The following is a 23,949-nucleotide window of genomic DNA, read 5'->3' as shown; positions in this document are numbered from 1 at the left end:
TATTTTAATAACTTTTTAAAATAATAAAGAGGTAAGATCAGATTGCAATAAAGTTATCTTCACAATTTTAAAATTATATTATAGCTAACCCGAAAAGGTTTTAGGTATATGTTAATCTTGCTTAGCTAGAAAGCGATGTCATCCCTGCGAGGGTTTATATCACTCCTACGTATGCAGGAATCTAAAAAATGACCAAGATAGGTGTGTTAAGTTATTTTAGATATCTACCTACGCAGGGATGACATCGTAAGATCATATTTAGATTCCGCTACCTACGCGGGAATGACACCAAGGCTATCACCTGCCTTAAACGTGTTAGCTATACCTAAGATTATTTACTTAACCTTGCTTAAGAATTAACTATTCTGCGTATTTCTTCTTTGACTCTTTCTATTTTTTGAATCATATTAATCACTCCATTTTTTGTTTTTTGATTATATATCGTAATATCGGCAACAACTTTTGTTCCATTTCTGTAAGGATATATTTTTATAGAAATGTCAAATTGCTCATCATTAAGGTTTAATCTGTAATTAGTGCTATCTTTACCTAACAGGCGATCAAAGTTTGCTTTTATTGAATCACCATTATATTCTGAATTGAGTTCAAATACATAATCGAATACAGCACTTGATAAATAAGATTCTATATCAAAATCAGGCACAGGAAATGGCAAAACTACACCCTGTTGGTATGTTTCTTGAGTCTTAGGCGTTAGTATAACCCATGTGCTATCAGGCTTAGATATAGTATTTACGTCAACATTGTAAATCACACCAGAACCTGCCACCCCATTGTCAGTCCTTCTTTCTATTAACAAACCATTATGTTTAGAATTAATATGTAACCTTTCTCTTTTACTCTCAGGTCCACAATTATATTGCTTGAACCTTAGTCCATTAACTGTCCCAGCATTTTGTTCAACCCCATGTGGTAAAATATATGTTACTTGGATACCTGTAATATCTTGGGCTAAATTAGCCTTCGGCATCAAAACCCCATCTCCAACACACCCTGTTAAAAATAGAAAAACAGATAATATCATTATTAGTGTACTTAAACGCACATTTTCCTCTTATTTACATAATTAAGATATTTTTTATAATTTAAACGTAAAAAGCAATTTTTATATTAAACAAAAATAATTGTACATATCTAATATAATTAGAGATGGACTCATGTCAACAATTTTTAAATTATTAATCATTAATAACACGAATTTAACATAACAGTTTTACCTTTTACCCAACACTCCCCAATGTTAAAAAATAAGGTACATGATCAGAGGGCATAAGCCAATTCCTAGCTTCTGATAAGGAGCTGACAGATAGCATCTTATCTTGTAAGTTAGAACTAGTCCAAATATGATCTAATCTACGTCCCCTATTAGATTTTTGCCAGTCTATATTTCTATAACTCCACCAAGTATAACATTTTTCATTATACGGTATGAAATAGCGGCTACTATCGATAAAACCTAAGGAAGCCTGTAATTCCAACAGAGTTGAACGCTCTATGTCTGTATGGCTAACAACATTACGTAATTGACGGCTAGACCATACATCATGCTCATGAGGAGCAATATTTAGGTCTCCCGTTATAATAATCTTACTATCTTTACTCCGATTATTGGTTAACCATTCTTGTATTAATTTTACGTATGCCAATTTATGTTTAAATTTTTCATTAACATTTACATCAGCTATATCACCACCAGCCGGTACATAAAAATTATGTATCTCAATACCTAAAACTTCTACTGCTACGTGCCTTTTATTGCTATTATACAATTCAAGAATGAATTTATTGGTAAAAGGAAATTTTGATAAAATTGCTACTCCATTATAAGACTTCTCTCCTGAACAATATATATGCTGGTAGCCCATATAATTAATAGCTTGGTAAGGGAATAGTTCATTAATTGTTTTAATCTCCTGCAGTGATATAATATCAGGCTGATGTTCATCAATTAGCTTTTTGAGCAAACTAAGTCGCAAACGTACCGAATTAATATTCCAGGTTACTATTTTCATTTATTAAATCTCTCCAATATTTCCACTACAACATGCTTTAAAATTCTAAGAATTTTTGCCTCTGGGCTAAGATTCTTAGCCGCCCATTTCTTGATCCATGGTTCTATAAGCTGCCATACGTTAATTTCTGGATCAAGCTGCTGCCCTACCCCTTCTACTACTACTATAGTTTTCTGTAATAATAGCAATTGTGGTTGTACCTCCATGCCAAAATCTTCGGTGATTTTAAATAATTGTGCAAGTAACCTACCTATAGAAATATCTTTGACGACATATCCCATAATCGGTTCACTCACCGCTCTACACGCTTGAGCAAAAAGATCAAGATCGGTATTCTGAGGAATATAACCAGCCCTAAGATGGACAAGTGCTACTAACTTATAGTTTCTACTTAAAAAACCAAATAGGCTTTCAGCAATTGCCATTCTATCTTTATCAGATAACCTACCCATAATACCAAAATCTAGTAACACTATGCTACCATCCGACCTAACTAAAATATTGCCGGGGTGTAAATCTGCATGAAAGAAGCCATCTCTATATACTTGGTTAAAAAATATTGTAGCAAATCTTTGGGCTACTTTAGTTAGATCTAAGCCCTGCTCTATAAGCTTATCTCGAGCATAAATTGATATTCCATCTACCCATTCTGTGGTTATTATATATTCATGAGTCAGTTGCCAATAAACTTTAGGAATATATATATCAACATCATTTTGCAGATTATCAGAGAGTTCTGAAGCTGCCGCCGCTTCTAAACGTAAGTCAAGCTCAAATTTCATAGTAGTATTAAATACATCTATTACCGCTACTGGTTGCAGTCTTTTAAATTTTATAAATATTCTTGCTACTAGTTTAGCAAGAATATATAAAAGTTTAATATCCTTATTATATGTATGATGAATTCTCGGACGTAATATTTTTACTGCAACGAATTCACCAGACTTCAACTTAGCTCTGTGTACTTGAGAAATAGAAGCTGCTGCAATTGGTATATCCTCAAAGACGGAGAATAACTCATCGGTACTTTGACCAAAAGACTCATCAATAATCTTTCGTGCTATACTACTACTAAAAGGTGGCAACTTATCTTGAAGAGACTGCAAATAACTGGCAATCTTAACTCCTATAAGATCCGGTCTTGTGGAAAGAGTTTGGCCAAATTTTATATAAACAGGACCTAATTTTTTAAAACAATCAGTTAACCTTATAGCAAAATCATCTTTTGGTGTTTTAAATAGACCAATTGGATAAACTACTATGGTTATCACCCAGCCAAGAATTTTTAACCTAGATGGTAATCTTATTATACCAGGATAAGTCAGTATTTGCTGCTTGCTTACCACTCTTAATATATATAAAAAATTCAATAATAAGCTAATCATATATACTCAAATGATTTGAAGTTTTAAGCTACTTGCCTAAGCAGTAAAACATCTGCTAAATTCCTTGGGATTAAGTACTTAAAAAAACGTCGTATTACAATTTACTGTGCTTTAGTATTTATAAACTTGACGGCAAATTGTAGTCCCCTATCATCAATAGAATGCATAAGATTTGGTATCTTGTAATTACTATGATCAATATTATATTTCTGTAAATATTCTATTATCTCGTCCATGCTACTTACATCAACCACATCGTCTAATTCGCCATGTATTACGCAAACTGGCGTAGTTTTATTGATACATTCTAATGGGGCGATTAATTTACCAGAAAATCCTACCACACAAGCAAAAGGCTCTTTTTGTACCAAATTTAAATACAGTCCCATCATAGTGCCTTGTGAAAAACCAATTATGATAGTATCTTTATTAGTTAAATTTAGTTCAGCTTGTTTTTTTTGAATTATCTTTGTAACTAAACTACTATTTTTAGCAACTAATTCCCCTATTACATAAGGAGTACGATCATTTAGACTAAACCATTGTCTACCATACGGTGCATTATCAAATTTTTCAACTCCATGCGGCGAAATAAAATGACAATCTAGCAATTCCTTAGATATAAAGGGAACTAAGCTTATTAAGTCATGCCCATCTGAACCAAGCCCATGTAACAATACAACAAGCTTTTTACATTGACCATTCAAACTTTTTACTTCTGGGTAAGATAATATTTCATTTTTAATCATTTTTTAAGCTCTTAAAAAGTTTCCACAGGGGTAACACCCCGTTAACCTAGACGATGCACACAAAATTAGTAAGATGTATACAACTTTTAGTTAAACGTCATTGCGAAAAGCCACTTTAGTGGCGACACTGCAATCCAAATTACTTATTATATTTTTTGTGGATTGCTTCGTCGGCTCATGCCTCCTCGCTAATAGACGTATCTTTTAATAATTCTAAAAAGCTTGATTATCGAGTATTAGGCATTTTCTTTTCAAATATTCTCCTTCAACCAAATTAGAAATTTTTTAAACCAACTAGTATCGTTATTATCATTAATATTAAAATTATTTTTTTGTACTTTTAAAGATTGATTTTTTACCATACCTATAGAAGTGGAGTATATATGGGGATTATAATCTTCAGCAAAACCTGGTAAGACCTCTGGTTTACCAATTCGTACTTGTTTTTCAAAAATTTTGCTTGCCAGTTCTTTTACTCCTCGGAGCATTGCCCCACCGCCGGTAATAACAATGCGATAAGCGATCATATTGCCTGCAACAACTTTGTCATATTCTGCTTGAACCATCAATAATATTTCTTCTACTCTTGGATTAATGACAGATGCAAGATATTTTGAAGTAATTGTTGGTCTGCCGCTATCAGGAATCTCCATTTCAGAATCTTCTAAACTAATAACACTATCTTTATCAAAAGAAGATGGCATAGCATTACCATGAAGAATTTTAAGTTTTTCTGCAATATCAAGGCTTACTGAAAAGACTTTTGCTATGTCAGATGTAATATGAAAGCTACCTATATCTATGTAGCTTGTATATAGTAATTTACCTGAGACGAATACACCAAATGAGGTAGTTCTAGCACCCATATCAATTATAATAGAGCCAAGAGTTTTTTCATCTTTTGAAAGACAAGCAATTCCCGAAGCGTAAATTGCTAATATAATATTATTTATTTCAACATGACATTTTGCAAAACAATTGGTAATATTCATTAGCATATTAGAATTTGCTGTAATAATATGTAATTCACACCCTAATTCTTTGCCAAACATCCCAACTGGATCTTCAATAGCATTATTATCGTCAAGAATAAATTCTATAGGAAAATAATGAATAATTTCTTGGTCTTTAAGCTTGAACTCCAATAGGGCTTTTTTGATAAGTTTTTTGATATCTTGCTGTGAGATTGGCTGATTAGAAAGTTTTATTTTATTATTTATGTAATAAGACTTAGTGCCATAGCCTGTTAGTGATATAGTTATTTTTTTTATGTTTTTACCGCAATCTTTTTCTAATGCATAAATCGCCCCGACTATGCTATTTTCTGCCTCTTTTAAATCTAATATAACTCCTGATTTAATGCCTTTTGAGTAATACAGATTTTGGCTTATTATTTTTGCTTCCTCTCTTTTGTCAATATATGCCGCAATGCAAGCTATTTTACTACTGCCAAGGTCAAGAGTAACAAAGTTAGACAATTTGGCTTTCATAATTTTTAATATTTTTCTATATAAACTTTAGTCGAATCTCGTAAATCTATAATTTTATAGTTCTGATTAAATAATATATTTTTCATATCCAATCCTGCAAGATAATCTAAAGCATGTTCAAACCTTAAGTCCGGCATTTTAACAGTAATACCTTGTTCTAGATTTAAATCCCAACGTCTTCCTCCATAACGTACAGAAGAGATAATTTTTTTAGCTAATTCAGGGTGTTTAGCTAAATCCTGAATTAATTTGCTAGTATAAATATTAGCATCCGATCCCACAACATGCAAAAGATTAGAGAAACTACCTATATTATTGGTAATTTTATATCCTTCTTGATCAATAAGAAAAACTTGCCCGTTAATCTGCCAAATAGCAATGGGTATTCTCTCAATTAGTCTTATGTAAAGAGTATTAGGTAATCTTCTCTCAATAATTGAGACATTTTTAATCCAAGGATTGCGTCTTAAATTACTTTTTATTGAATCCAAATCTAAAGAAAAAATAGCTGTACCCTTATCGGCATTTAAAGTAGCCAATATATCTTCTTCCTGAGTATTATATTGCCCTTCTATTAAAACATTTTCAAGTCTAAAACCAATATCAGAAGTGAATTCGTAAACATATTGGGCAATTTCTTGTTTTACAGAACTAAAATAGTTGGTGAAGAAAAATAAAGAAAGAAAAACTACTAGGATAATTTTAATAAACAATACCACCCTAACATACACCACTCCAATCTTTCGTCGCAGCGGTATATTAGCTTTTTTTTTCTTATTAAACATCTTATTCTTTTTCATGGGTCAATGCTTGCTGTTTCTAAAATTCTTTCAACTAGCGAGCGGAAATCCATCCCCTGTAAGGCAGCTATTTCTGGTATAATCGATAAAGGGGTCATACCAGGATGAGTGTTAATTTCTAGAGCAAAAAATTCATTTGTGCTTTCATCCAAAATAAACTCTGCTCTAATTGCACCTCGGCAATGCATGATTTTATATATTCTTTCAGACTCTTCTAGTAACTTATTATACATATTCTGTGGTAATGGAGCTGGGCATAAATGCTGTGCTAACCCTTCTGTGTACTTAGTATCATAATCATAAAACCGCCGTTTTAGGAGTTTTATTTCCAATACCCCTAAGGCCTTGCCGTCTAAAACGGCAACCTGCATTTCTCTCCCCTTAATATATTCCTCAATCATTACCTCACCATAAGGAAAAGCATAATCAGCAAAGTTAAAATCATCCTCAACAAATATCACCTCAACACCAATACTTGATCCCTGTGTAATAGGTTTTATAACATACGGTCTTGGCATAGGGTCGTTGGTAATATTATCAGATTTATTAACTACAATATTCTTGGCTATCTTAATATCATTGGTAACAAACCATACTTTTGCATGTGTTTTACTAAATGCTAAAGAAGAAGCAAGAACGCCACTGTGAGTATAAGGAATCCGTAGGATATTTAGTAAGCCAGGAAGACAACCATCTTCACCATAAGTGCCATGTAAACAATTAAAAACTACATCAGGTTTTGCCTGCAAAAGTACTGATGCAATATCTACTCCCATATCGATAAAAGTAACTTTATATCCACTATCTACCAAAGCTTTATTAACTGCAGAAGATGATACTAAAGAAATTTCTCGTTCAGCCGACATACCGCCACCTATTAGTGCCACGTGCTTTTTCCCTTTATTACTCAATATGGTAACCTTAGAATTCGCAATAAAGCTAGTATGATATTTATGCATATTTTCCTATTCGTTTAATCTCCCATTCTAGACTAATTCCACTATCTTCAAATACATTCTTTTTAACGAGATCACCTAGATCTTCTAAATCACGAGCAGAGCTATTACCATGATTTATCATAAAATTACAATGTAGTTGCGACATAGAAGCCCCACCAATTCTGTATCCTCTCATACCAGCCTTGTCAATTAGTTGCCATGCTTTATGATTTTCTAGATTAGCAAATGTACTGCCGCTCGTCCGTTCTTTAATCGGCTGGGTTGCTAGCCTATTTTTATTTATTTCATCCATTTTTGCTAGGATCATCTCTCGCTCCCCAATAGTTGCCTTAAAGATAGCCCTAGTTATAATCAAATCTTTTGGTAAATTATTACCACGATACTTAAAACCTATCTTTTCGTTAGGGATTAGGATAAAATTTCCTCTAGAATCTATTGCTTCAATTGCTATGATGATATCTTTAAACTCTGAACCATACGCCCCAGCGTTCATAACCACTCCACCACCTATAGTACCCGGTATACCAACCAAAAACTCAAACCCGGTAATTGCTTGACTTTGACAGAATTTTGCCAAATTATAGTTCAGGCAACCAGCTCCCACTGACAATTTGTTATCGCCTTGAAATCCTATATTAGTAAAATTTTGACCAAGTTTTACTACAACTCCATCTATACCAACATCTCTAATGATAATATTTGATCCAGCCCCTAAAACAGTTATTGGCCTCTGTTGTTGGTTTTGTGATACAAAATTTGCTAAATCTTGTACATCTAATGGTTTAAACAAGACTTCAGCTGGTCCACCAACTTTAAACCAAGTTAGATGACTTAAATTGTAATTATTTCTATATTCACCAACAGTCTTAGGTAATTCCATAATTATAAAATATCTCCCTTAATACCATAGTACTCTACATTTTTCTATAATCATCATAGCACATAGGTGTCAACTTAAGAGCGTAATGATTGAACATGTATAAGTAAATCAAACCTAAGCGTCATTGCGAGAAGCCGCTGCAAGCGGCGACGCGGCAATCTAAGATACGCGAAGCGTTACTCTAAAAAACAGCTTCGCTGTTTATCTGGATCGCCACGGCATCTAACGATGCCTCGCGATGACGGCTGTGTTTAATTTGTTTATACATGTTCAATCATTACGCTCTTAAGTTGACGCCTATGCGTTCGAGCTTCGCGGCTCCTCGCAATGACGTTCTCGCGTAAATTGCTGATGCAAATCATTGGCCCAAGCAGAAATGCTCCCAGCACCCATCATTACTATTATATCATTTGGCATAGCTTCACTAATAATAATTTTAGCTATATCTTTGTGATCCTCGATAAAGGCTGCCATTGGATGAGATTTAGTATTGTTGATTTCATCCACTATACTTTTTCCTGTTATACCATCTATTGGCTGTTCACCACCAGCATATATATCCGTGATATACACCTGGTCAGCATCAACAAAACAAGTCAAAAAATCATCAAACAAATATTTAACCCTTGTGTACCTATGTGGTTGGAAGATTGCTATAATCTTACTATTTTGCTTGTTAGCAATGTTTCTTGCTGTAGCAAGTGTAGCTTTTACTTCCTCTGGATGGTGAGCATAATCATCAATTATGGTAGCACTGTTATATTCGGCTACCTTAGTAAATCTGCGTTTGATCCCTTTGAAACTATTAAATCCATTTTTAATGATTTTAATACCAAAATCAAGTTCCACAGCTATCGCTATAGCAGCAAGAGCATTAAGGATATTATGTCTCCCTGGGGTAGGTAAGGTAATTTGCTCTATAATTGTTACACCATTTACGTTAGGTAGGTTAATTCGCACATCAAAAGTCGATGATGTAATATCGAAATTCAAATTAAAGGCTTGTATGTGAGCATCATTTGAGTCTATGCCATAAGTTATAATTTTACGCTCAAAGATGCTACTTACTAAATTTCTAACAACTTTATGATCAATACAAGCAACTGCAAAGCCATAAAATGGTAAATTAGTTATAAAGCTCCTAAAAGCTTGAATTAAACTATCAAAATCATGGTAAAAATCTAGATGCTCAGGATCAATATTAGTTATTGCCGCAATCGTTGATGGCACACGAATAAAAGTTGCATCAGACTCATCGGCTTCAGCTATCAGATAATTCCCAGACCCAAGATAGGCATTAGTAGATTTACTATTAACAATACCACCATTAATTAAAGTCGGACAAAGCCCGGCAGCTTCAAATAAACAAGCAACAAGTGATGTTGTAGTAGTCTTGCCATGTGAGCCAGAAATTGCTACAGAGCATTTTAGCCTCATTAATTCAGCCAGCATTTCAGCCCGCCTAATTATTGGTATCTTTCTATGTAAGGCTTCCTGAATTTCAGGGTTATCTTTATTTATAGCTGATGATACTACTACATATGAAACATTAGTGACATTTTGTCCTTGATGACCAAGGAAAACCTTAATACCATTAGTTTCTAGTCTTTTGGTATTATAATTTTCTACTATATCAGAACCTTGTACTTTATATCCAAGATTATGGAGTATTTCGGCAATGCCACTCATACCGATTCCTCCGATACCTATAAAATGCATCGTATCAAGAGTTCCGTTTATTTTTTTTAATTCTAATAAAAACATTTTATATAATAATAGTTATAGTTGTTTATCTCTTGCATAATCAGTTTTTAACCAAAGGTCAAGCTTTTAAGAAAAAATATTTCGATTGATTTGAGTATACTCACTAACAATAATCACAGACCTCTGTGACCTAACCCATTAGCTGATCTATTTCAGGTTTTATTTGTGATTCCCAAGTTTTAGCAAGTGTGCAATCCGTAGGATCAATAAACAATACTTTTGTTTTTGCTGTAAATTCGTGATCTGCTGCCATAATTTCATAAGTCGCTCTCATTTTATTAGAATAATGATCGTACTCCTCTACAGTCATTTTTGCCTCCCAACTTTTACTATTACTACATTTAGCTATTATTTGTGATCTAGTAAAAGAATTAACACAAATAAATATTATATCAGGAAATTGTACGGTCTTATGAGTAGTTTGTACCTGATCTGTATAATGTCTTTTTAGCATCTCCCAACTAAATCCTTGATCTCCACAAACAGCACCTTGGTATCCAATTACTTCTGGAAACCCTCCTTTACAAAATATGTACTGATGATTTTCTAAAGCACTACTAATTAGATTATCATAGATATTACAGCTTGCAGTTATATATAATGCTCCACTTACTGTATTGTTAATTTTATCTTCTACTCTATCAAATTGAACAATTTTCTTTCCAAACTCAGTACTTTTTGGATCATCTACAATCGAGATAAGTTCTTCTTTAACGTTTCTTTTTTGCATAAGATAATCTACAGACATTTGTCTATATTCGTTTTTTCCAGCAAAACTCATACCACAAAACATTACGTATTTACTCATAGTTATACCTCCCTATTTATATTATTTTATTATAATAACATAAAATAATTAAACACTAAGTACCTTAGATAAATTTTTACAATTAATAAAGTAATAATCTTTCTAATTAACCTGAGCATCCGTAATGGAAGTCAATAAAAGTTGACAACTCTACATGATGATTCAATTACCCGGTGCTTTACAAAAAGGTCAAGTATGCGTATATATGTTCGTCTAGTAAGAGTTAATTACTATAATTTAATAATTTTGTAATATTTAGTTTGTATTAATTAACATTTATTAGATTATATCTTTAATTAATAATAATGAGCATAAATTTATGACTGATAGTCTTCCATCTAATAGCTACTTTAGTAAATCATCAAAAGTAGAGGATGATAATCTTGCTGTTAATCCTGCTGTTAATCTTGATACAGTTTCTGATGATTCAGTTTCTCCCCCGCCCTTCTCCTTGCCTTATAGTGTTGCTAACTCAACGTTTTACACTTCCCTTGTCGATTTACAGGGACACACGAACGACCACAATAACGACCACAATTAGGGAATATAAAATTATAGAAACCCATTATGAAAACAAATATGACTATTGCTAAAAAAAATATCCACCCACACTTAGTGCAACTATATTACATGATATAATATCTTATATTAACTATAAATATAAGGTATTAATATGTTTGGTCAGATTTTAGGTAACATAGGAGGTAGCATTGGTGGTGTTTTTGGTGGCGGTATATTATCCACTATTGGGCGATTTGCCGGTAGGACACTCGGTGATTACTTAGAACATTTAAATTATGAACCTGAGGAGTATTACCATTTTAAAAATATTAGAGAAAGTTTTTCCTTATCAAAAGCTGTATATGGACATCCAATAACCTTAGTTTTTGGTACGGCAAGGGTCAATGGTAAAATAATTTGGGCAAGTCAAATTAAGGAAGTACAAGTTACCAGTGTTACACAACGAGGTTTATCAGCTACTGCCGAAACTGCTTCTATCCATAATGTAACGGAATGTGAATATTATTTATCCTTTGCAATTAGCTTATGTGAAGGCGAAATAGCTGAGATTGCTAGAGTATGGGTTAATGATCAGTTACTCAATCTTGAACAATATAAATTCAGGCTTTATTTAGGGTCAGAAGAGCAATTACCCGATCCTTTAATTGCTGCAACTGAAGCTCAAGGTCAAGCACCAGCATTTCGTGGATTAAGTTATGCTGTATTTGAAGACCTACCCTTAGCTGATTTTAATAATTCAGTGCCTAATTTCTCCTTTGAAGTAACTAGGAAGGCTAATATTCCCGGTGACGTTGAAGACGATAATAGCTCTATTGCGAAACTGTATATGAGAGAGGAATTTTTAGGAAAAATCAAGCAAAAAACCGGAGCATACTTTAGCGTATGTGAGGATTTTGAGCTTGATTTTGACAACAAAATTACCTCTCAGATACAGTTTCGGAGTGTAGAAGATTTAGTTGAGGCTGTTGACATAATCCCAGGATCTGGAGAATTTGTTTACGACACTATAGTACAATACAAAACTATACTAAACTCTTTAGGCGGTATCATTAGTAAAAAACCAATAAATTCAAATAATTACCGTAATATTGCTAATAGTCTTTATAGTCTAAATCAAATGAAAATTATATGCCCTAACATCAAATGGGTTGCACCAGTTGTATGTTGGTTTGGCGATAGTTTGGATATTGCAAGTTGTACTATTAAACCTGCTGTGGAATTTAATGATCCAAATACAGAATATTCAGAACAATGGCAAGTTGGGAAATATTTACGTGATACGGCAAGGCTAGTATCACGAGATGCAGATGATTTCCCTAAATATGGCGGCAGCGTCAATGATGCTAGCTTAATCCGTTACTTACAGGAATTAAAACGTAGAAACTTTAAAGTTATGTTTTATCCAATGTTTTTTTTGGATGTTTGGCAAAAGCCATGGCGTGGTCATTTAACAGGCTGCGTAAATTCAATAGTAGATTTTTTCAATAAAGATGAGGGTTATAATAATTTTATCCTACATTATGCTAAATTGGTTAAAGATCATATTGATGGTTTCGTAATCGGTTCTGAACTAATAGGTTTAACTAGTGTCAAGGATCAACATAATAATTTTCCCGCTGTTACCCAATTGATAAAATTAGCAAAATTAGTCAAAGAAATCGTGGGTAATAATGTACTTGTTACTTATGCAGCAGATTGGTCAGAGTATCATCACACACAAGATGGATGGTATAATTTAGACAAATTATTTGCCTCAGAATATATAGATTTTGTAGGTATTGATGCTTACTTTCCTGTAACGAGAAGCATAAATTCAGGAATTTTACCAGAAGAAATCATGAAAGGCTGGCAATCAGGTGAAGGATATGATTACTTTATAGATGAAAATGGTGGCAGGCATCAGTTAGCTGCCGATTATGCTTGGAAGAATTTAAGACATTGGTGGGAGAATTATCATCGTAATCCTGATGGTGTTACAACAGAATGGCAACCAAGAATGAAAAAAATTTGGTTTACGGAATTTGGCTTTCCTTCCATTGATAAAGCAACTAATCAACCTAATATATTCTTTGATCCTTTATGTAGTGATGGTGGAGTACCGAGATATTCTACTGGCGAAGTTGATTTTTCTATTCAGCGTAAAGCTATCCGAAGTTTTATTGAATATTGGCAAACGCAAGAATATATCGAACAAATGTTTTTATGGACTTGGGATGCCAGGCCTTACCCAGCTTGGCCACATAGTAATATTTGGCGAGATGGTAACTTATGGGCAAAAGGGCATTGGGTTAATAATAAGTTTGGGGCTTGTAGTTTAGCGGCAATAATTCTCGAATTGTCTTATAAATGCGGTATTCCATTAAAGAACATCGATATATCAACTCTCGATGAAGCTGTAGAAGGGTTGGTATTAAATAAAGCTTTGTCTTGTATTGATGTTATTAACCTTTTGCGGATTATATATTTCTTTGATATCATAGCTTATCAGGAACAAATTAAGTTCACCAAACGTGGATATTCTACCCCTAGTAATATTAGTCCCAAAATATTGGTTAAACTATCAAGCAATAGTTATTTAGAACAAATAGAAATTTCTAAAACTAGCATTATTAGTAAACTAGCACTAAACTTTATCGACCGGTATGATGATTATAATAATAGCTTCTGCCAAATAAATAGTGAGAATCTTTCACATAGAGCTATTCCTAACTTAAAACTACCTATTATACTATCTTATCTTGAAGCCGAAAGATTAGGACAGTTAATCCTAAAAAATGCCGCTACTGAAACTAAAATTTTAAGATTTATCATGCCAGCAAATTTTATCAAATATCAACCGGGGGATTTTATCATATTATATTATCGGAATTATCAATATCAGATTAGAATTATCTCCATGAGATTATTTCGCCTAACAGCTGAAATTCATGGAATTATTGATGAAGTTGAGAGTTATATATTCAAGTGAATAGCTGCTTATAGTACCCTTTTTTATATAACCACTATTAAAATGGCTGCTGTTCGTTATTGTGCATAGGCGTCAACTTAAGAGCGTAATGATTGAGCATGTATAAACAAATTAAACTCAGCCGTCATCGCGAGGCATCGTTAGATGCCGTGGCGATCTAGATAAACAGCAAAGCTGTTTTTTAGAGTAACGCTTCGCGTATCTTAGATTGCCGCGTCGCCGCTTGCAGCGGCTTCTTGCAATGACGTTTAGGTTTGATTTACTTATACATGCTCAATCATTACGCTCTTAAGTTGACACATATGTGCCAAGACGACAAGGCAATTTTTGATTTTCATCGAGTATATAAACAGCAAAAATTTATTTGGAATCTATCCAAGATATATTCCCATCCCGACGATAATAAACTACATTCATGCGATTAGTATGACTATTTTGAAACATTAAAGCAGGAAGGTTCTCCATATCCATTTTCATCACTGCTCCACTTACTGATAGAGTTAATATTTCTACAGATTTTTCTGCTATAATTACAGGATTATCATATGCTGCCACATTATCTTCGTCTTCATGTTCATATTGATGAGGTGTTATAGTATATTTAACTGCTTTAGATGTTACTTCGGATATTTTAACTCTATCATGACGATCCTTGAGCTTAGATTTATACTTTCTAAGCTGCTTTTCAAGTCTAGCAAGAGCAATATCAAACGCTGAATATATGTCATCTGAAGCAGCGTTACCTTTCAATATCATATGTCTGCCTGTACCATCATTCACGACAATATCACAAACCAATTGGAATCCTTGTTTAGAAAAATGCACATTTGCACTAATTATTACATCACAAAAATACTTTTCTGACACCTGCATAGTACGGTTTCTTACGTAGTCTTGCAAAGAATTCCCGATAGAAATATGTTGACCTGATACTGATATTTGCATAAAATCCCCTTTATATTTAGTTAAGTCAAATATTATATGTAATAATCAGATGCAGAGTCATCTCAAATCTGATTGTTTCGATAATTTCACCGAATTTGGGATACTCAAATGATCCTACGAATTGGATTTGAAAATGAATAGTGAGCAGGCGTAGCGTACATATAGTATAGTTACGCATGCGAATCCATGATATTTTCAAAAAACAATTCGTAGGAGCAGAAGAGTATATAAGAATTAACAAATTCTTATCCCTAATTCGCATAACTACCTATCTATACAACTAATGTATAATCATGTGAATTTCAAGCCATTATTTTGAAATTTTTATAATGACTTGATAATTGCTTTAGATAAAATATAAGCTTATAACGCTTACTTCAAATTGTTCTTTTAAAGTATTTTTCAGTTAAAAAGCGATTCTTTGACCGTAATTTTACCTAAATTGTAACATTTTATAGCTAACTTAAATAAGGTTATAATTTTGTTCTAAATAATGTTTTTTTTGTTTTTACTATCTACTGAGTTTTGTTGTGATGACTTTCTAAGCCTAGATTTATTATTATGTAGCTTTATAATTGCTTTGGTTACTCTTACTACAAAAGATGGCTCAATCCCACCTTCTAGACAAGTTTCTTTAAAAGATTCACTACCACCAAAAATCCATAATTTTGCTTCTTGTTCTAGCTTTTTTGCTGTGCGGAATTTTGATATATTGGTTGCATCAATAATTGCCTGAGTAATAATAGCTTTACGTAAGATAACATCAGGTGAATTAGTGTATGATTTAAGACGTTCAAATGGGGATTGGAATTTAATAACATTATATATATTTACTTTGTTAACCATAAATTTATTACCATATATTGATTTTAATTAAGTTCTGCGTGCAGAACCTAAGAAGTATAATGATTTTTATGCGTGTACTAATAGTTTCAGGGTAAAAAAGTGTAAATATTTTAAACTTTCTTAATAATTTAACCTGTATTCGATGCAACAAGTTAATACTAGGCTCAAGTAATCATCCCCATTAGGCGGATATCAGCCCACAACTGTTGAAAGTTTACAAATACCTATACCACAGCGTCTATTAGTGAGCATAAGCGAAGCAATCTAGGAAACAATCTATAGATAAATGATGTTACTGGATTGCTTCGTCGGCCTTACAGCCTCCGTAGCTCATGACGTATAGGAAGCTGTATTTACTAACTTTCAACAGTTGTGGATATCAGCCCTGCATAGCTTATACCATTTCCGAAAACTAATCATCACGTCGTCGTACTTCATGATCTCCGCTCCTCACATACTAGTATGTACGCGAAGGTAGCCGACACTCGTACTCCGAGTAGCAATTTAGTTTTGGGAAATGCTATTACTATTACCCACATCTTTTTTTCGTTCGCTAGCAAATAGCTCACACTAGACTCATTGGTTATTTTGTGGTACAATATAAATGTTTTGGTATATTCGAATGATCCTACGAATTGGATTTGAAAATGAGGGACAAGCGAACTAGGTCATAGTACCCTACATTTTTCTATAATCGTCATCGCGAGGCATCTTTAGATGCCGTGGCGATCTAGGTAAACAGCGAAGCTGTTTTTTCTAGTACGCTTCGCGTATCCTGGATTGCCGCGTCGCCGCTTTCAGCGACTCCTCGCTAATAGACGAACAGCAGCCATTTTAATAGTGGTTATATAAAAAATGTAGGGTACTATGGAACTAGGTATACATTTATCACGCGAGTTCCTGATATTTTCAAAAAACAATTCTTCAAAGCAGAAAATTATAAATAATTTATGGTTTTAAAGTACTATGTCTGTGTTACCTATTGTTACTGCTCCAGATTCAAGATTAAAACAAAAATCTTTGCCAGTAAGTATAATCGATGATACTATAAGAAAGTTGATGGATGACATGGTTGAAACTATGTATCATGATCATGGTGTGGGGTTAGCTGCCATTCAGATTGGAATAGCTAAACGTATATTGGTAGTTGATTTGCAGAATAATGATGATACAGAAAGACCCGTTGGTTTCTATCCATTATTTATCGCTGACCCGAAGATAATAGACAAATCTAAAGAATTAGTTGTGGCAGTAGAAGGGTGTTTATCTTTACCGGAGCAACAGGTCGAGGTAGCAAGGTCTGAGTCTATAACTATAAGATTCTTAGATTATAATAATATCCAGCAAGAATTAAAAGCTGATGGTTGGCTTGCTAGGGTTATTCAACATGAAATGGATCATTTAGATGGTAGGCTACTAATTGATTATTTAAGTGATATGAAAAAGGACGTAGCATTACGTAAATTAAAAAAGCTAAAAAATAATATTTTGTGAAAGTAATTTTTATGGGTACGCCAGAATTTGCTGTACCTACTCTTAAAAGTTTAATTAACAGCAAAGATCACCAAGTGGTTGCCGTATTCACTCAAGCTGCAAAATCTAAAGGAAGGGGACTAAATGAGGTAGCATCACCTATCCATAGTTTGGCATCAAAATATGATATTCCAACTTATACCCCTAAAACCTTGAGAACCGAAGAAATAACCAATTTAATTAATTCAATTGATGCAGATATAATAGTAGTAGTTGCTTATGGGTTTTTGATACCACAAGCTATCCTACAAGCCAAAAAATATGGATGTCTTAATATCCATCCCTCAAGTTTACCACGTCATAGGGGAGCGGCCCCATTGCAGCGTACTATTATAGAGGGAGACCCTGAAACTTCTGTATGCATAATGCAGATGGATGAGGACCTAGATACTGGTGATATTATATTGCAGCATTCGTTTTCACTCTCTCCTAGAATAACTTTACCAATTTTGCATGACCAATGTGCAGAAATAGGGGCTGATTTATTGGTTAAAACTTTAGATAATATTGATAACTTACCAAGGATTGTCCAAGATAAAGATGGAGTAACTTATGCTCATAAACTCAAGAAAGAAGAAGGAAAGATCGATTGGTATGAGACTGCTTACAAAATAGATTGTAGAATTCGCGGTATGAATCCATGGCCTGGAATATATTTTGAATATAGAGGTAAAGTTATAAAGATCCTAGAAGCGTATTATAATGATTTGGATGTTAAATTGCCGCTTGGTACTGTGGTTAATAATAGTGTCTTAGAGATAGCTTGTGGTAAGGGTACTTTGATTATCAAAAAATTACAGCAAGAAGGAAGAAAAGCTTTAAACGTTGAAGAATTTATACGTGGAGTACAAATCCCCCTAGGTACTTTATTGGATTGATGTGGGAGAATTAGTATATACTAACTCCAACCACTCGTCTTCATCAATAATTTTAATTCCAAGCTCCTTAGCTTTTCTGAGTTTACTACCGGCATCGCTACCCGCTACCACTAAAGCAGTAGCAGACGAAACACTACTACTTACTTTAGCTCCTAACTTCTCTGCCTGAGATTTTGCTTCTGCTCTTGAAAGAGTGAGTAGAGAACCGGTAAATACCACAACTTTGCCAGTTAATGCGGTTTTAAGGGTTTGACCACTATAGTCTTGAATTTCTAAAATTTTACTTAGCTGATGAATAATTTGTAGATTTTCTTTAATATCAAAGAAGTCGATAATATCCTCCAAAATTTTATCTCCTATTCCTTCTAGATCATTTAACCTTTGGTACATAGGCTGATCACCCTTTAATAAAGATTCCATAGCTTCTATAAAATTACCATAATTCTGAAATTCTCGAGCAAGTAATTTGGCATTTTGTTCGCCAATATGCCTAATTCCTAAGGAATAAATGAATCTGTTTAAGGAAACATTTTTAGCTTTGTCGATGTTTGCGAATAAGTTTTCTACAGATCTTCGCCCCCATCCTATCATATTTTCAAGTTTGACTAAGCTTTTTTCATTATTATTTTGCAAATAAAAAATATCCACTGGATTTTTTATTAAAGACTCTTTCAGCAGAAATTCTATTTGCTTTTTTCCTAAACCGTCTATATCTAAAGCATTTTTAGAGCTAAAATGACAAATTCGTTCATAATTCTGAGCAGGGCAATTTAACCCATTATCACAACGAATTATTATTGTCTCTTGATTATAATGTAAATTAGAACCACAAGATGGACAAAGTTTTGGTATATCGATTTTTTGTGATTCACTAGAACGTCGAGTAAAATCTACGGCAGTAATTTGAGGTATGACATCACCTGCCCTCTGCAAAAACACATAATCATTAATCCTTATATCTTTCCTTATGATTTCCTGATAATTATGTAATGTAGCTCTTGATACCCTAACTCCCCCAATAGAAAGCGGCTCTAACTCAGCAACAGGCGTTAACACACCTGTCCTACCCACTTGTAGAGTAATATTAATTAGTTTAGTTTGACCAACTATTGCAGGGAATTTATGAGCAATAGCAAATCTTGGACTTCTTGCAATAAACCCCATTCTTTGCTGCAGAGCAAAATCATTTAACTTATACACAACGCCATCAATTTCATAAGGCAATTGTTCTCTAGATGAACTCAAATATTCGTAGAAAAATTTCAGATCATCTTCAGAATACGCTAATTTTCCTATATTATTAACAATAAATCCTAGCTCTTTCAGTTTATGTAATAAAGCATCTTGAGAATCAGCTATTTTGCTACTACTACTTCCTACAGCATAAACAAAATATTGTAGTGGTCTACTTGCTGTAATGTTTGGATCTAACTGCCTTAATGATCCGGCAGCAGCATTACGTGGATTTGCAAACTTATCTTTCCCAGATAATTCCTGTGCTTGGTTTAATAATAGGAAATCATTTTTATTAATATAGACCTCACCTCGTACTTCCAAAATTTCGGGTCTTGATACTATTGAATGAGGGAAATGCTTGATAGTCTTAATATTTTCAGTTATATCTTCTCCAATAAAACCATCACCTCTTGTCGCAGCAGTGGTGAGTATGCCATTCTTATAGGTAGCAGAAAAAGATAGACCATCTATTTTAGGTTCACAAAAGATAGGTTGAAAACTATCAAGACGTAAGAAATTCTTTATTCTATTTATAAATTCTGATACATCCTCATTATCAAATGCATTACTAAGAGAAAACATTGGATTTATATGTTTTACTTTAGAAAATTTCTCTGCAGCTAGGCTACCGATTTGTTTAGTTGGACTATTTGCCAGCACAAGATGAGGAAATTTTTTTTCAAGTTCAAGATTTAAATTAAATAATTGATCATATTCAGCATCAGAAATCAGAGGAGTATCTTCTTGGTGATATGCTTTATTATATTTTTCTATCTCACTTGCCAGTTGTTTTAGTAAGTTTTCTACCTCTGATTCAGAAAGATGTTCAATATTGGTTGGAATATTTTGCATATTAATCGTAAAAGTTTGAAGATCAGATTTAATTGTAACTAGGTATGACGTATGAGGTACGGTAATGTTGTATCGAACTCAGGTTAAATTATTATTATCGCATAAATCTTGGCAACATAACCTAATAACCTCAATTTCGGATTAATTTCATTAATCCGAAATTGGAATGAGAATGTAAACAATCAGGCTTAAAGCGGTTTGACGCCTGATTGTTAAATATTTCATTTGCTAATAATCTTATTTTTATACCAATAAAAATAAGATTATTAGCGATAATAGATTAAAATGCATTCGTAGAACCGCTTCAAGAATGCATTTTTCTGATATTATAACCAGTTTTGGATTAAAATTTTTAATTTTAATCCAAAACTGATGTTAATAAGACCTATTTAACGTAAACTCAAGTAAAGAAGCTAAATGATCTTTATAAATATTCTGTATAGGGATTTGCTCCAATAAATTACTAGCCTCATTCTTAATGTTTGCTAGATGGTCGATAATTTGTTGCTTAATACCATGTTGTATCATCAAACTTCGTATTATCTCAAATTCACTCTCAGATCTATTATCCGCCTTAATCATTTTCTGAACTGTTAATTGCCCGGTATCATCAAGCTTCTTATATAAAAAGATTAGGGGTAGAGTTATTTTTCCTTCTAAAAAATCATCACCTATATTCTTGCCCATATCATGACTATTTCCTAAATAATCAAATAAATCATCAATAATTTGGAAAATATTTCCTAAATATCTACCAAATTTTTGTAAATTTTCACAAATCTCGTTAGATTGACTAGAAATAATTGCTCCTACTTCACAAGATACTCCAAATAACTCTGCCGTTTTAGCCATAATTATTTCATTATATTCTGTTTCGTCAATAATTCTCCGCTGATTCAATTTCACAAGCTGAGAAACTTCACCTTCTGATATAATTGCTGAAGCTCTTGATAAAGATTTCATAGCTTTAACAGATTTGGTATCTACCATTAGCTGAAATGATTGACTAAATAAAAAATCTCCAACTAGAATACTAGCCTTACTCCCCCAAACAACGTTAGCAGTAGGTTTGGATCTTCTCATTGTACTTTCATCTACTACATCGTCATGAAGTAAAGTTGCTGCATGAATAAATTCTACAGCTCCAGCAAGTTTTATATTATCTTCACCGACATAACCAAACATTTTACTAGTTAAAATTGTTAGTAATGGCCGTATTCTCTTTCCACCAAATTCCAATAAATATTTACCTACTACGCCAACTAGTGGTTCTTTGGCAGCTAAGTGGGTCAGAATAAGTTTATTTAAGCTAGACAGTTCTACTGCTAAATCTTTATGTATTATTTTTATAGTATCCAATTTACATCTCTAATGCTATTTTAACCTGAATTCGATGTAACAAGTTACATCGAATTCAGTATTATATATAGAAACAATCAGGTTTGAAGCGGTTCTACACCTGATTGTTAAAATATAATACTCCATTCAATATGTGATTTTAATAATTAAAATCACATATTGAATGATGAAAAAAGTTAAAATGCACCCGCGTCAACTACTTCAAGAGTGCATTTTTCCTTATAACAAAGCCAGTTCTATATAAAAATTATTAATTCTTATATAGAACTGAGGTTATTTTATGATTTCCTGCCAAACATCACTATCAACCTCCAAAAAAGGCTGGATCATTAATTGTTTTAACAATGAATGATGCTCATTAAAATCAGGTACTAGTTCTTGTATCCTTTTTGTTACATTATCACCAATATGTATTTTTTCCGAGGCTTTTTTGTATAATGCTAGATAATATAATGGCAAAAATTTATTAAAGTCTACGGAACCTATTTTGCCTTTTTCTATATTACTTGAATCTAATTTATACTCAAAACTTATGTCACCTGAGTTAGAATCAGGATGATCTGATATGGTTTTTAAAAAATACTTCGTACCTTCTTTGTATACAATACGACTATCTTCTGAGAATGTTTTAAACCTACCCAAGTTAAAGAAATAATTGGTTATAATATCCGTTGCCTTTAAATAATTATTAAAGACAACAAGTCCCTTAATATCAAATTTGCTAAATGCATCTAGCCTGCATTCGCTTGATAATCGAAATCCGGTATTATTAGAAAACAAACTAAGATTATTTATTTGAGCTCTCATCATATCTTGTTTTCTAGCAAGAAAATCTATATCTAAATCAAAAATATATTGATGATCCTCTAACTCAGTCAAGCTGAATTTATCTTTATTACTGTTAATATATTGTAATTCTTCTATTAAAGATGAACTATTAGGAAGTAGCGATATATATGACAATAAGTACTGTATAGAATTCAATATATTATCGGAAAATCCTGGCTTCAAATCAATTTTTGATTCAACCTTAAGATGACTATCATTGCTACCTTCTTCTACTTTACTTTGATACAATAAAGTAGTCAAGGATTCTTGAATACTACTTGAGAACTTGCTTGATATCATTTTTATTTCTAAATCTTTAGCAAACTCACTATATAAAGATTTATTAGTTTTTATATAAAACTTACCTTCAAAACTAAAAGGCATCGGCCAAGCAAATCTATATAATAAAAGACCAGCTGGTATTCTTCTGTTTATAATATTACTTTCTAATATTTTTGTTGAATAAGCGATATTTAATTTTTGTGGCACATTATTTTTAAAATCTTCTATATCAGTATAGTATTTATTCTTTTCTAGTGAAAATGAAATAATTGTATGATCTTCATCATATAGTTTTTGCCCGTCAACTAAATCAAAAATTTTTGTCTTGTCAGATGTTAATTCCAATTCTTTTATAAAATTTATAATTTCAAACGGATCTTTTTTTTGTATAAAAATCTTAAGTAACTTAAAGCTTAAAGGAATTTTTGCTATAAAAGAATAATTACCACTTTCGAATCTTGTACCAAATCCCAAATCAATAGGTTTATAGCGACCTGTTGCGTTACCAAAATAACTAACAAAGCAAGCCTGTTTCAGTAAATCATAACCTATATAAATCGGGGAATTAAATTCAATTATACTATTTTCTCCCTCTTCATGCCAACCAATTACTTGCAAGGCAATTTTAAACGGAAAACCATAGAGAGCAACTTTATTAAACTTAATGCAATATCTTTGTTCACTATCTATTGAATTAACAGCGATATAACGGTTACTATATTGCCCATTAATCTTATTAGCTACAGAAGTAACAATTACCAACCATGAGATGGTATAAATCAATAGGATTACAGCAATTATAACTGATATATATATTAACGTTTTTCGCATG

Annotated in this window: 19 protein-coding genes; 4 read left to right on the top strand and 15 right to left on the bottom strand. The window is 32.8% G+C overall.

Annotation, left to right across the window (positions count from 1 at the left end):
• Nucleotides 1-349 precede the first annotated feature (349 nt).
• From ACFEL1_RS07100 to ACFEL1_RS07055, 10 genes are all read right to left on the bottom strand, one after another.
• Nucleotides 350-1,066, bottom strand: coding sequence for a hypothetical protein (locus ACFEL1_RS07100; protein ID WP_375330913.1), 717 nt, complete (start codon nucleotides 1,064-1,066; stop codon nucleotides 350-352).
• A 175-nt stretch (nucleotides 1,067-1,241) separates the two neighbouring features.
• Nucleotides 1,242-2,033, bottom strand: coding sequence for an exodeoxyribonuclease III (gene xth, locus ACFEL1_RS07095; RefSeq protein WP_342278808.1), 792 nt, complete (start codon nucleotides 2,031-2,033; stop codon nucleotides 1,242-1,244).
• Nucleotides 2,030-3,418, bottom strand: coding sequence for a 2-polyprenylphenol 6-hydroxylase (ubiB, locus tag ACFEL1_RS07090; protein ID WP_375330912.1), 1,389 nt, complete (start codon nucleotides 3,416-3,418; stop codon nucleotides 2,030-2,032). The genes xth and ubiB overlap by 4 nt, the downstream gene beginning before the upstream one ends.
• 101 nt (nucleotides 3,419-3,519) lie before the next feature.
• Nucleotides 3,520-4,167 carry a dienelactone hydrolase family protein gene (locus ACFEL1_RS07085; RefSeq protein ID WP_341762099.1) on the bottom strand — a complete coding sequence of 216 codons (648 nt, stop codon included), beginning with the start codon at nucleotides 4,165-4,167 and terminating at the stop codon, nucleotides 3,520-3,522.
• Between the two features lie 251 nt (nucleotides 4,168-4,418).
• Nucleotides 4,419-5,657, bottom strand: a complete 1,239-nt coding sequence (ftsA, locus tag ACFEL1_RS07080) for a cell division protein FtsA (RefSeq protein ID WP_375330911.1) — start codon at nucleotides 5,655-5,657, stop codon at nucleotides 4,419-4,421.
• Between the two features lie 5 nt (nucleotides 5,658-5,662).
• Nucleotides 5,663-6,457 carry a cell division protein FtsQ/DivIB gene (locus ACFEL1_RS07075; RefSeq protein ID WP_342278811.1) on the bottom strand — a complete coding sequence of 265 codons (795 nt, stop codon included), beginning with the start codon at nucleotides 6,455-6,457 and terminating at the stop codon, nucleotides 5,663-5,665.
• On the bottom strand, nucleotides 6,454-7,416 hold the full coding sequence (locus tag ACFEL1_RS07070; RefSeq protein WP_375330910.1) for a D-alanine--D-alanine ligase: 963 nt from the start codon (nucleotides 7,414-7,416) through the stop codon (nucleotides 6,454-6,456). Before ACFEL1_RS07070 ends, ACFEL1_RS07075 begins: the two co-directional genes overlap by 4 nt.
• Entirely contained in the window at nucleotides 7,409-8,296 is an 888-nt protein-coding gene (gene murB / locus ACFEL1_RS07065) for a UDP-N-acetylmuramate dehydrogenase (RefSeq protein ID WP_375330909.1), read from the bottom strand. Before murB ends, ACFEL1_RS07070 begins: the two co-directional genes overlap by 8 nt.
• A gap of 297 nt (nucleotides 8,297-8,593) precedes the next feature.
• Nucleotides 8,594-10,060, bottom strand: a complete 1,467-nt coding sequence (gene murC, locus ACFEL1_RS07060; RefSeq protein ID WP_342278813.1) for a UDP-N-acetylmuramate--L-alanine ligase — start codon at nucleotides 10,058-10,060, stop codon at nucleotides 8,594-8,596.
• Between the two features lie 130 nt (nucleotides 10,061-10,190).
• Complete coding sequence (locus tag ACFEL1_RS07055) at nucleotides 10,191-10,868, bottom strand: hypothetical protein (RefSeq protein ID WP_375330908.1); 678 nt, start codon at nucleotides 10,866-10,868, stop codon at nucleotides 10,191-10,193.
• A 319-nt stretch (nucleotides 10,869-11,187) separates the two neighbouring features.
• Here ACFEL1_RS07055 and ACFEL1_RS07050 point away from each other — a divergent pair, with 319 nt between their 5' ends.
• The gene (locus ACFEL1_RS07050) at nucleotides 11,188-11,409 is read left to right on the top strand and encodes a hypothetical protein (RefSeq protein WP_375330907.1); all 222 of its coding nucleotides are present in this window, start codon (nucleotides 11,188-11,190) and stop codon (nucleotides 11,407-11,409) included.
• Between the two features lie 132 nt (nucleotides 11,410-11,541).
• Nucleotides 11,542-14,358 (top strand): glycoside hydrolase TIM-barrel-like domain-containing protein, encoded by a 2,817-nt coding sequence (locus ACFEL1_RS07045; protein WP_375330906.1) that lies wholly within the window; start codon nucleotides 11,542-11,544, stop codon nucleotides 14,356-14,358.
• A 360-nt stretch (nucleotides 14,359-14,718) separates the two neighbouring features.
• On the opposite strand, the gene hpf is transcribed toward ACFEL1_RS07045, so the two are convergent.
• Nucleotides 14,719-15,303, bottom strand: coding sequence for a ribosome hibernation-promoting factor, HPF/YfiA family (hpf, locus tag ACFEL1_RS07040; RefSeq protein WP_342278817.1), 585 nt, complete (start codon nucleotides 15,301-15,303; stop codon nucleotides 14,719-14,721).
• Between the two features lie 486 nt (nucleotides 15,304-15,789).
• A complete protein-coding gene (locus ACFEL1_RS07035; RefSeq protein WP_375330905.1) occupies nucleotides 15,790-16,149 on the bottom strand; it encodes a hypothetical protein in 360 nt (119 codons plus the stop codon).
• Between the two features lie 966 nt (nucleotides 16,150-17,115).
• Between ACFEL1_RS07035 and def the strand changes: the two genes are divergently transcribed.
• A complete protein-coding gene (gene def, locus ACFEL1_RS07030; protein ID WP_375330904.1) occupies nucleotides 17,116-17,643 on the top strand; it encodes a peptide deformylase in 528 nt (175 codons plus the stop codon).
• Nucleotides 17,640-18,560 (top strand): methionyl-tRNA formyltransferase, encoded by a 921-nt coding sequence (gene fmt / locus ACFEL1_RS07025; RefSeq protein ID WP_375330903.1) that lies wholly within the window; start codon nucleotides 17,640-17,642, stop codon nucleotides 18,558-18,560. The genes def and fmt overlap by 4 nt, the downstream gene beginning before the upstream one ends.
• Here the strand turns inward: fmt and ligA are convergent.
• From ligA to ACFEL1_RS07010, 3 genes are all read right to left on the bottom strand, one after another.
• Nucleotides 18,549-20,648: an NAD-dependent DNA ligase LigA gene (gene ligA, locus ACFEL1_RS07020; protein ID WP_375330902.1), complete on the bottom strand. Its 2,100-nt coding sequence runs from the start codon at nucleotides 20,646-20,648 to the stop codon at nucleotides 18,549-18,551. The two genes, fmt and ligA, sit on opposite strands and share 12 nt — an antisense overlap.
• Nucleotides 20,649-21,023: 375 nt before the next feature.
• Complete coding sequence (locus tag ACFEL1_RS07015; protein WP_375330901.1) at nucleotides 21,024-22,007, bottom strand: polyprenyl synthetase family protein; 984 nt, start codon at nucleotides 22,005-22,007, stop codon at nucleotides 21,024-21,026.
• A 273-nt stretch (nucleotides 22,008-22,280) separates the two neighbouring features.
• On the bottom strand, nucleotides 22,281-23,948 hold the full coding sequence (locus ACFEL1_RS07010; protein WP_375330900.1) for a hypothetical protein: 1,668 nt from the start codon (nucleotides 23,946-23,948) through the stop codon (nucleotides 22,281-22,283).
• Nucleotide 23,949: the final 1 nt, after the last annotated feature.

Origin of the sequence: Candidatus Tisiphia endosymbiont of Oplodontha viridula (genome assembly GCF_964264865.1) — a bacterium.
Taxonomy (GTDB): Bacteria; Pseudomonadota; Alphaproteobacteria; order Rickettsiales; family Rickettsiaceae; genus Tisiphia.
The sequence above is the reverse complement of the archived record's forward strand: the minus strand, read 5'-3'. Positions and strand labels throughout refer to the sequence as shown.